Origin of the sequence: Azospirillum sp. INR13 (genome assembly GCF_015390205.1) — a bacterium.
In the GTDB taxonomy this organism is placed as follows: domain Bacteria; phylum Pseudomonadota; class Alphaproteobacteria; order Azospirillales; family Azospirillaceae; genus Azospirillum.
The window spans coordinates 17,097-27,811 of sequence record NZ_VUOI01000034.1 but is presented as its reverse complement, the minus strand read 5'-3'; the positions used below and the strand labels follow the sequence as shown (position 1 = coordinate 27,811).

Annotated in this window: 5 protein-coding genes and 3 pseudogenes; 6 read left to right on the top strand and 2 right to left on the bottom strand. The window is 68.3% G+C overall.

Annotated features, from left to right (window positions below; translation table 11 throughout):
• Nucleotides 1-322: 322 nt before the first annotated feature.
• Together F1643_RS23925 and F1643_RS18740 are read left to right on the top strand one after the other, a co-directional pair.
• Nucleotides 323-1,051: pseudogene (locus F1643_RS23925) on the top strand (sensor histidine kinase); the annotation flags it as partial.
• Nucleotides 1,052-1,168: 117 nt separating this feature from the next.
• Nucleotides 1,169-2,534 (top strand): annotated as a pseudogene (locus tag F1643_RS18740) (sigma-54-dependent transcriptional regulator).
• On the opposite strand, the gene F1643_RS18735 reads toward F1643_RS18740, so the two are convergent.
• Nucleotides 2,535-2,777: a hypothetical protein gene (locus F1643_RS18735; protein WP_194914745.1), complete on the bottom strand. Its 243-nt coding sequence runs from the start codon at nt 2,775-2,777 to the stop codon at nt 2,535-2,537. It abuts the pseudogene before it with no gap.
• Between the two features lie 91 nt (nt 2,778-2,868).
• Nucleotides 2,869-3,129 carry a hypothetical protein gene (locus F1643_RS18730; protein ID WP_194914743.1) on the bottom strand — a complete coding sequence of 87 codons (261 nt, stop codon included), beginning with the start codon at nt 3,127-3,129 and terminating at the stop codon, nt 2,869-2,871.
• 177 nt (nt 3,130-3,306) lie between these two features.
• On the opposite strand from F1643_RS18730, the pseudogene F1643_RS18725 reads away from it, so the two are divergent.
• From F1643_RS18725 to malQ, 4 genes and pseudogenes are all read left to right on the top strand, one after another.
• Nucleotides 3,307-4,375 (top strand): annotated as a pseudogene (locus F1643_RS18725) (IS630 family transposase).
• 274 nt (nt 4,376-4,649) lie between these two features.
• Nucleotides 4,650-4,958 carry a hypothetical protein gene (locus tag F1643_RS18720; RefSeq protein ID WP_109086367.1) on the top strand — a complete coding sequence of 103 codons (309 nt, stop codon included), beginning with the start codon at nt 4,650-4,652 and terminating at the stop codon, nt 4,956-4,958.
• Nucleotides 4,959-5,091: 133 nt separating this feature from the next.
• Complete coding sequence (gene treZ, locus F1643_RS23920) at nt 5,092-8,478, top strand: malto-oligosyltrehalose trehalohydrolase (RefSeq protein WP_370540699.1); 3,387 nt, start codon at nt 5,092-5,094, stop codon at nt 8,476-8,478.
• Entirely contained in the window at nt 8,451-10,697 is a 2,247-nt protein-coding gene (gene malQ / locus F1643_RS23915) for a 4-alpha-glucanotransferase (RefSeq protein ID WP_370540698.1), read from the top strand. Before treZ ends, malQ begins: the two co-directional genes overlap by 28 nt.
• Nucleotides 10,698-10,715 lie beyond the last annotated feature (18 nt).

The window sequence follows — 10,715 nt, the reverse complement described above, 5'->3', positions numbered from 1 at the left end:
GAAAAGCTGCTGGTGACCGACCGCGACGGGTGGTCTTCATCACCAACATGCCTCCTGGCGCTATCACGCCCTGCCCCGCCGGCTGCCGATCAGCCTGCCGATCGTCCCGCAGGCACCAGCGAAGGGCTGGACGTACTGCCCTGGGTGTTCGGCGGCGCGTCCGACCGCATCGCGCTGGAGGAGAAGGGCGGGCTCCGCCACTATCTGCTGACCTCGGTTGCCATGCCCGGCGGGCGATTGGACCCTGCACAGCCTGACCAGCCTGGATCCGGTCACCGCCCGCGCCTGGGTCGCCGGGCTGCTCGCCGCGGCAGTGGTGGCGATGGCCGCGCTCACCGCCTATGCCGTGGCGCTGCGCCGGGTGGCGCTGGTCGAGCGCATCGCCCTGCAGGAGGAATCGCGGGCGGAGCTGGAACGTCGGGTCGCCGCCGCCACCGCCGATCTGCGCGCGGCGGAAAACGAGCTGACCCAGGCGGCGAAGCTGGCGGCGCTGGGCCAGATGTCGGCGGGCATCGCGCATGAGATCAACCAGCCGCTGGCCGCCATGCGCAGCTTCGCCGACAATGCGGTGGTTCTGCTGGAGCGCGGGCGGATGGACGCGGTGCGCGGCAATCTGGCAGAGATCGCGGAGCTGACCGACCGCATGGCGGCCATCACCCGCCAGTTGAAGGGGTTCGCCCGCCGCGCCTCCGGCACGCTGGGGCCGGTGTCGGTTCATGCCGCCGTCGGGCAAGCCCTGGCGCTTCTGGAATCCAAGCTGCGGCGGGACGACATCACGGTCGAGGTCGACCTGCCCGATCGGCCGGTTTTGGTGATGGGCGAGGATGTGCGGCTGCAGCAGGTGCTGGTCAACCTGATCGGCAACGCGGCGGACGCCATGCGCGGCTGTCCGGTGCGCCGCCTGCGCATCGGGCTGGTCACGGCGGACGGGGAGGCGCTGCTGAGCCTCGCCGATACCGGCAGCGGCATCGCCGAGGCCGACCTGCCCCGCCTGTTCGTCCCCTTCTTCACCACCAAGGAGGCCGGTGAGGGGCTGGGGCTCGGCCTGTCGATCAGCCACGGCATCGTCGAGGATTTCGGCGGAAGCCTGACCGCCGCCAACCGGAACGGGGAAGCCCGGCCAGGGCGCCGTCTTCACTTTGCGGCTCAAGACCACGGAGCAGCCTGCATGACCCGGTCCCCGTTGGATAGCGTCGCCCATGACGACGCCGGCAGCGTCCTGTTCGTCGACGACGAACGCGCGGTGAGGGTGGCCGGGGCAGCAGGCGCTGGAACTGGCGGGGTTCGAAGTGACCGCCTGCGACGGGGCGGAGCGGGCGCTGCGCCATCTCGGCCGTGATTGGCCGGGCTGCCTCGTCACCGATGTGCGGATGCCGCAGATGGACGGGCTGGCCTTGTTGGCGCGGGTGCGCGAGATCGACCCCGACCTGCCCGTCATCCTGATCACCGGACATGGCGACGTGCCGATGGCGGTGGAGGCGATGCGCAACGGCGCCTATGATTTCCTGGAGAAGCCTTTCCCGTCCGACCGGCTGACCGAGATCGCCCGCCGCGCGGTGGAAAAGCGCCGTCTGGTGATGGAGAACCGCCGGCTGCGGGCGCAGATCGCCGGCGGTGCCGATCCCGCCGGGACCATCGTCGGCCGCACCCCCGGCATCGAGCGGCTGCGCACCACCATCGCCGCGGTCGCCGATACCGATGCCGACGTGCTGGTGTTCGGCGAGACCGGCACCGGCAAGGAGATGGTGGCCCGCGCGCTGCACGAGGCGAGCGGACGGCGCAAGAACCCATTCGTTGCGCTGAACTGCGGCGCCATGCCGGAATCGATCTTCGAGAGCGAGTTGTTCGGCCATGAGGCCGGCGCCTTCACCGGCGCCGCCAAGCGGCGCGTCGGCCGGATCGAGCATGCCAGCGGCGGCACCCTGTTCCTGGACGAGATCGAAAGCATGCCGCTGTCGCTGCAGGTCAAGCTGTTGCGGGTGATCCAGGAACGGATGGTCGAGCCGCTGGGGTCGAACGAGCAGGTGCCGGTCGACCTGCGGGTGGTCGCCGCCACCAAGGCGGACCTGCGGCAGGCGGCGGATGCCGGGACGTTCCGTGCCGATCTATACTATCGGCTGAACGTGGTGGTGCTGACCATCCCGCCGCTGCGCGAACGGCGCGACGACATCCCGCTGCTGTTCCAGCATTTCGTCGCCCAGGCCGCCACACGGTACAACCGCGCGCCGCGCGCGCCGACCCGCGAGCAGATGCAGCGTCTGATAAGCCGGGACTGGCCGGGCAACGTCCGCGAACTGCGCAACGCCGCCGACCGCTTCGTGCTGGGGTTGGAGGAGGTGGCGCCGGCGGCCGCGCCGTCCGCGCTGTCGCTGGCGGAACAGGTGGATCTGTTTGAGAAAGGCCTGATCCAGTCCGAACTCGCCCGCCACCGCGGCAGCGTGAAGGCCGCCATCGAAGCGCTGAACATCCCGCGCAAGACCTTCTATGACAAGTTGAAACGTTACGGGCTGCGCCGGGAGGATTTCATCGAGTGACTATCTGAGACTGATCCCAGCCGCGACGGAGGCAAGGATCGCGCCGACGAGCACGGCAAGGACTGTCCACAGGTAACCTTTGCCCGGCTTTTCTGCCAGCTTCTCTAGCAACTCGCCCTTCGTTGCCGACAGGTCGGCCTTGGTCGCAAGATGATTCAGCCGCTCGTCGAGACGTGCGAGCAGCGGTTTCATCTCGTCGAGAAGGCCATCCAGCCGGTCAACGCGTCGAGTCAATTCATCCATACCAGGAGGATGGCCCCCGCCACCCCCTCCGTCAATGGGGGAACGCGTGCCACTGGATGGAACGGAGCGATGACTATCCAAATGCGTTACGTTACCCCTGTCCGCCATTTATCTCGCCATCCAAAATCTTGGTTGCATGTTGACTAAGAAATCCGCAATTCCTGCACCCTATTGTAATGGTCTCAATGTAGCTACCAATGCCTTGTGTTGGAAGCATTGTTCCTGTGCTTTCATCATTACGCGTTACGGTCATCCAATCATTTGATCCACATAGCGGGCAGGATTTTGGGGCACCCTTCTCTTGTATGATTTTTATATATTTCTGTTTGTCAAATTTTGCTTCGTCCATCATCGCATTTCCTAAAATCGAAATTCCGGTTTAGTAAAAGCTGCACATTTCCTTCCCATGTTATACGGTTTGGCGCTTTTCTCAACATCATTTCTCCCATAAATTGGATGTGCACGCAGCCTAGTGCACTGACACAGACATAGGATTCACAACGGGCTTTCGACGTGCGATTCTGTCGTCATGGCCCGGACCGTCAGCATCGTCGTTGGACCGGAGGACCGCGCGCGCTTGGCCGCGATCCTCGGTGATCGGAACCGCCCCCTCAAACATGGGCAGCGGGCGAACATCATCATGCTCTCGGCCGAGCGGCTACCGGTGCAGGAGGTGGCGCGCCGCGCCGGTGTCAGCCGCCCGGCGGTTTGGCGTTGGCAGGTGCACTACGCCGAACAGGGCGTGGACGGGCTGCTGCGTGATGAGACACGTAAACCTGGGCGGGCGCCGCTGCCCACCGCTACGGTAGCCAAGGTGCTGGCTCTGACCTGCTCGGAACCACCCGGGGCGATGACGCATTGGACCGGCCGGGCGGAGGCCAAGGCGGTCGGCATCAGCCTGCGCGCCGTGCAGCGCATCTGGGAGGCCAACCGCCTCCAGCTGCATCGCATCCGCACCTTCAAGCGCTCCAACGACCCGGCGTTCTCCGCCAAGGTCGAGGACATCGTCGGCCTCTACATGGACCCGCCGTGCCACGCGGTGGTGCTGTCCATCGATGAGAAGAGCCAGATCCAGGCACTCGACCGCACCCAGCCCGGCCTGCCGCTGAAACCGGCAAGTGCGGGACGATGACGCACGACTACAAGCGCAACGGCACCACCACGCTGTTCGCCGCGCTGAACACGCTGGACGGCACGGTGGTCAGGCGCTGCCTGCCCAAGCACACCCACAAGGAGTTCATCAAGTTCCTGAACGCGGTGGAGCGCGCCGTCCCAGCGGGCAAGGTGATCCATGCCATCGTCGATAATTACGCCACCACAAGCATCCCAAGGTCCTGGAATGGCTGGCTGATCATCCGCGCTGGGTCTTCCATTTCACGCCCACCTCGGCCTCCTGGATCAACGCGGTCGAGTGCTTCTTCTCAATCATCACCCGCCGACGCATTCGGCGCGGCGTCTTCAAGTCCGTGGCCGACCTCCAGGGCGCCATTGCCCGCTACATCCGCGAGCGCAACAAGGCATCCAAGCCCTTCGTATGGACCAAGCCCGCCGACACCATCCTAGCCAAGATCGCCCGCCTCCCTGCACCTTCTGAATAAGTCACTGCAATAGATGATTTACATTGTTAGAGCGCCCTTTAACGATAGGCGCCCTCTCCCATCCGTGCAGTTGACATCCGGTTCCGCTTGCCGGCCGCACGCGCGGTTCCCATGTCGCTTCAGGTGTCCAGGCGCCCTTTCCATGTTTCGGGAAACCGGCTTTCGGACAGCTCGGCGGGACGGACCTTTCCTTCGTTCCGGCTGTTGTATCGAAAGAACATGCAGCATCGACGTCGATGGGGACGGCCTGAGAATGTCACCGAGGATTAGCACCATGACCCCCCGTCTCCTTGCGGAGCTTCTGGAACCGATCCTGACCGCAGCGGAAGACGACGAAGAGGCCCTGTCCGAGGCCGTGAACCTGACTGCGGAGGCAATGGCGGCGCTGGGCGCCACCGTGCTCGACCCGGACGGTCAGCCGGCGCGCGGGGTGTCCGATGAGCGGGCCGTCGTCGCCGCGCTGAACACCCACGCGCACAACCTGATGCGCGACGGGCGGCTCGACGATGTCGTCGAGGCGTTGCAAGTGGCCGAGCGGATCGGTCGCCTCGCCCATCTGCCGCACCACCCGCGGACTGTCTGACCACTCTTTCGGGAGAAGGGCGCGGTCGTTCGTGGAAGCGGCTTCGCGGGTGCGGGTACTCCCTCCCTCCGTGCTGCCCCTCCATTCTGTTTGAGCGACGTGCCACCCAGCGCTCAACAGGGGAGGAGCCCTCGTGCCCACCGCGCCGCAGCCTCACGTCCACTCGAATGTCCTGGCGAGCCCTCTGGAAGGCGAGATCCTGTCGCGTCTCCAGGACTCCCTGCTGCCGGACCATCTGCTGACCCGCCGCTGGTATGCGGCCAAGGATGCCGGCCGGCCGGTCGTCCGCGTCGTCGATGCCCTGCCGCTGCCGCTCGTCGGAGGATCGCAGGCACAGCTCTGCCTGCTGCGCGTCGAGCCCCCGGGGCGGGAGCCGCAGCTCTACCAGCTTCCCCTGATCCTCGACCGCGGCACGGGCGAGGATCCGTCGGTGATCGAGGGGACCGAGGATCTGCCGGTCGCCGGCCGCCTGCGCGACGGCTATGCCGACGACGGCGTGGTCCGTGCGCTGCTGGGCGCGATCCTGAAGCGCGACCTGGACGTGGGCGAAACGGCCTTGTCCCCCGGCCTGACCGCCGGCCACACCCGCGCCTGCGAAGCGCTGGGCGACAGGCTGGACACGGACGCCCCGCTGCACAGGATGACGGCGGAACAATCCAACACGTCCATCCGTATCGGCGACGTCGCCATCCTGAAGGGCCTGCGCAAGCTGGAACCCGGCACCCACCCGGAACTGGAGGTCAGCCGCTTCCTGACCGAGGTTGCGCAGTTCCCCAACACGCCGGCCCTGCTGGGCTGGGTTGAGCGGGCCAACAGCTCCGGCTCCACCACCCTGTGCGTGATGCAGGAACTTGTGCCGGAGGCCAAGGATGCCTGGGGCCATGTCACCGGATACCTGAACGACCGCGTCGCCCGCTTCGCAGACGGCGATGCCTCGCAGGCCGCCGACGCCGACAGCGTCGCCTTCCTGCGCCTGCTCGGCCAGCGGACGGCGGAACTGCACCGCGCACTCGCCACCCCCGGCGGCGGCGATGCCTTCACGCCCGAGCCGGCGACGGCGGAGCGGCTGAAGGAGTGGGCCGGCGGCGTCCGCACCCTGGCGAAGCGGGTGCTGGAGCGGCTGCGCGCCGCCGCTCCGACGCTTGACCCCGCCATCGCGCCCCAGGCCAAAGCGCTCGCCGCCAGCGAAGCGGCGATGATGGCGCAGATCGACGCGCTGATCCCGGCGACCGCCGACCTCAGCGCCATGCGCCTGCACGGCGACTATCACCTGGGGCAGGTGCTGGTGTCGCGCGGCGACGTGCAGATCGTCGACTTCGAAGGCGAGCCGATGCGGCCGCTGGCCGAACGGCGAGCCAAGCACTGCATCCTGCGCGATGTCGCCGGCATGCTGCGCTCCATCGCCTACGCCGCCGCCATGGCGCGCGACGCGATGCCGGGCGACCTCGACGGGCCGTCCCGCGATGCCCGCACGGCGTGGCTGTCCTGGTGGGAAGGCGCGGCGTCGGCCGCCTTCCTCGACGGCTACCGCAACGCCATCGGCGATTGCCCCGGCTTCCCGCGCGATCCGCAGGCGGCCCCGACGCTGCTGAAGCTGTTCCTGCTGGAAAAGGCGCTGTACGAGGTCGGCTACGAGCTGGCCAACCGGCCGGGCTGGGTGGCGATTCCGCTGGCCGGCGTCACCGCCATCATCCGCGCCGATGCCGGGCCGGAGATCGCCAGCCGCGACCGTGACCGCATCGCCCCGGTGGACGAGCGCCGCCGCTGCCATTCCATGCCCTTCGGGGCGGAAGTGCAGGCAGACGGCTCCGTCCGCTTCTCCATCTGGGCGCCGTCGGCGGCGTCGGTGCTGCTGTCGCTCGACGACGGCGGGCAGCCGGTTGGGATGGAGGACCAGGGCGATGGCTGGTTCGGCCTGACCACCGCGCGGGCGCAGGCCGGCAGCCGGTACCGCTTCGTCCTGCCGGACGGGCTGGCGGTGCCGGATCCGGCGTCGCGCTTCCAGCCGGACGACGTGCATGGCCTGTCGGAGGTGATCGACCCCGGCGTCCACGCCTGGACCGATGCCGCCTGGACCGGCCGCCCCTGGCACGAGACGGTGCTGTACGAGCTGCATGTCGGCACCTTCACCGAAGAAGGCACCTTCCTGTCGGCCATCGACCGGTTGGACGATCTGGTCGAGCTGGGCGTCACCGCCATCGAGCTGATGCCGGTGGCCGACTTCCCCGGAACGCGCAACTGGGGCTATGACGGCGTGCTGCCCTTCGCGCCGGACAGCGCCTATGGCCGGCCGGAGGATCTGAAGACGCTGGTGCAGGAGGCGCACGCCCGCGGGCTGATGGTCTTCCTCGACGTCGTCTACAACCATTTCGGACCGGAGGGGAACTACCTCCACGCCTTCGCCAACAGCTTCTTCACCGAACGCCACAAGACACCCTGGGGCGCCGCCATCAACGTCGATGGCGAGCGTAGCGGGCCGGTGCGCGACTTCTTCATCCACAACGCGCTCTATTGGCTGGAGGAGTATCACCTCGACGGCCTGAGGCTGGACGCGGTCCACGCCATCATCGACGACAGCGACCGCCACGTCCTGGAAGAGCTGGCGGAGCGGGTGCACAGCCACTTCCAGAACCAGCGCCACGTCCATCTGGTGCTGGAGAACGACGCCAACCAGGCGCGCTTCCTGGCCCGCCACCGCGAGGGCGATCCGCGCTGGCACTCCGCCCAGTGGAACGACGACCTGCACCATTGCCTGCACAGCGCGGCGACCGGCGAGGACGGCGGCTATTACGCCGACTACGCCCATGATCCGGCGAAATGGGGCCGCGCCCTGGCGGAGGGCTTCGCCTTTCAGGGCGACCCGTCGGCCTACCGCGACGGAGAATTGCGTGGCGAGCCGTCGGCGCATCTGCCGCCCACCGCCTTCGTCACCTTCATCCAGAACCACGACCAGATCGGCAACCGGGCCTTCGGCGAGCGCATCACCCACATAGCCAAGTCCGAGGCGGTGCGGGCCGCAACCATCCTCTATCTGCTGGGTCCCGGCATCCCCATGCTGTTCATGGGCGAGGAATGGGCGTCGGCCAAGCCCTTCCCCTTCTTCTGCGACTTCGGCGAGGAGTTGGCCGAGGCGGTGCGCAAGGGCCGGGCGGAAGAGTTCGCCAAGTTCCCCGAGTTCCAGGACCCCGACGCCCGCGCCCGCATCCCCGATCCCACCGCGCCGGAGACGGCGGAGTCGGCCAAGCTGGATTGGGACGCCCGTGGGACACCGGAGCATGCGGAGTGGCTCGACTGGTATCGCCGCGCGCTCGCCCTGCGCCGGACGGAGATCGTGCCGCGGCTGGACGGCGTGCCCGGCGGAGCGGCCAGCCATGGTGTCGTCGGCAAGACAGGCCTGACCGTCTGCTGGAGGCTGGGCGACGGCAGCCGGCTGCATGCCTTCGCCAATCTGGCCGACACGCCGGCATCCGGCTTCCCGAGGCCAAGGGCCGCGTGCTGTGGTCCGAGGGCGCTGGATTGACCGGCGACACGCTCGGCCCCTGGTCGGTGGTGCTGTGGCTGGAGGAAGCCTCGGCGCTCGACCGGCTTGCCGACCGCATGGGCATCGAGCGCTCCTTCGACAATGCCGCCGGGGAGACGGTGACGGCCAGCGAGGAGACCATCCGCGCCCTGCTGTCGGCTATGGGGGTCGAGGCGGGGGACGAGGCCGCCGCGCTTGCGCTGCTCGACCGGCTGGACGAGGAGGAATATGGCCGCGCCCTGCCCCCGGTGGTGGTCCGCCGCGCGGGCGAGGCGGTGACGGCGCCGGTCACCCTGCCCCACGGCACCCGCACCCTGCGCTACACCCTGACGCTGGAAAGCGGGGAGACGCAGAGCGGCGTCGTCGGCTTCGGCAGCCTGCCGCGCTGCCGCTGCATCACCGTCGGCGACGTGAGCTATGCCGAACGGCGCCTGCCGCTGGGCAAGCTGGACAAGGCCGGCTACCACACGCTGCGGGTGGAGACGGAGCATGGCGCGGCGGAAACCCGGCTGGTCCTGGCGCCGGCCCGCTGCCATCTGCCGACGCCGATGCTGGTGGGGGAGAAGCTGTGGGGCTTGTCGGCGCAACTCTACACCCTGCGCAGCGACCGTGACTGGGGCATCGGCGATTTCGGCGATTTGCGGACGCTGGCCGACATCGCAGCATCGCGCGGGGCGGCGGTGGTCGGGCTGAACCCGCTGCATGCCATGTTCCTCGACAATCCCGAACATGCCAGCCCCTATTCCCCGGCCAGCCGGCTGTTCCTGAACCCGCTCTACATCGACGTCACCGCGGTGCCGGAGTTCCTCGACGATGCGGAGTTGCGCCGGGAGGTCGCTTCGCCGGAGTTCCGGCAGGCGCTGGAGGAGGCCCGCGCCTCCGCCAACGTCGATTACACTGCGGTGTCCAGGCTGAAGTTGCCGATCCTGGAAAAGCTGTTCGCCGCCTTCCGGACCTCCGCCAAGCCGGAGCGGCGCGCCGCCTTCGACGCCTTTTGGACCGAGGGCGGCATCGGGCTGGAGCGGTTCGCCACCTTCCAGGCCCTGCGCGAACGCTTCGCGGCCGACGGCAAGGCCGACTGGCACCAGTGGCCGGCCGAGTTCCACGATGCTGCGGCGCCGGCGGTGGAGCGCTTCGGCAAGGAACATTCCGACCGCGTCGCCTATTTCGCGTGGCTGCAATGGCTGGCGGACGACCAGCTGCGCGCGGCGGCGGAGCGGGCGGCCGAGCTGGGGATGACGATCGGCTTCTACCGCGACCTCGCGGTCGGTGCCGATGCCGGCGGGGCGGAAACCTGGATGACGCCGCAGGCGGTGGTCGACGCCGCCCATGTCGGCGCCCCGCCCGACCTGTTCAATCCGGCCGGCCAGGATTGGGGGCTGCCGCCCTTCCATCCGCGGGCGCTTCGCGATGCCGGCTATCAGCCCTTCATCGATCTGGTGCGCGCCAACATGCGCCATGCCGGCGCGCTGCGCATCGACCACGCGATGGCGCTCCAGCATGTCTACTGGATCCCCGACGGCAATTCGCCGGGCGAAGGCGCCTATGTGGCCTATCCGATGGAGGATCTGCTGGGCATCCTGGCGCTGGAGAGCCAGCGTCGGCGCTGCCTCGTCGTCGGCGAGGATCTGGGCACCGTGCCGGAGGGTTTCCGCGAGCGGATGACCGAGGCCGGGGTGCTGAGCTATCGCGTCGTCTTCTTCGAATGGACCGAGGACGGCGCCTTCAAGGGACCGGACGAGTATCCGGAACTGGCGCTCGCCACCGTCGGCAGCCACGACCTCGCCACGCTGCGCGGCTGGTGGGAGGGCGACGACATCGCGCTGAAGGCCGAGAAGGGCCTCTATCCGGCGGATGACGAGAAGGAGAAGCAGCAGGTCCGCCGGTCGGCGGACCGCGGTGCCCTGGTGGATGCCCTTTGCGCCGCCGGGATCGCCCTGCCCGCCGGCTTCGGGGCCGACAGTCCCTATGACGACGCGCTGGACCATGCGGTGCATGCCTTCCTCGCCCGCACCAACGCGGCGCTGGCGGTGGCGCAGTTGGACGACCTGACCCGAGAGCGCGATCAGGTCAACCTGCCGGGCACCACCGACCAGTATCCCAACTGGCGCCGCAAGCTGTCGATGACGCTGGAGGAACTGGCCGATGCGCCGGAACCGGCGGCGGTCGCCGCCATCCTGGCCGCGGCGCGCCCGTCCTCTTCCCCCGCCCGTACCTGACCTCATGCCCCTTTCCCA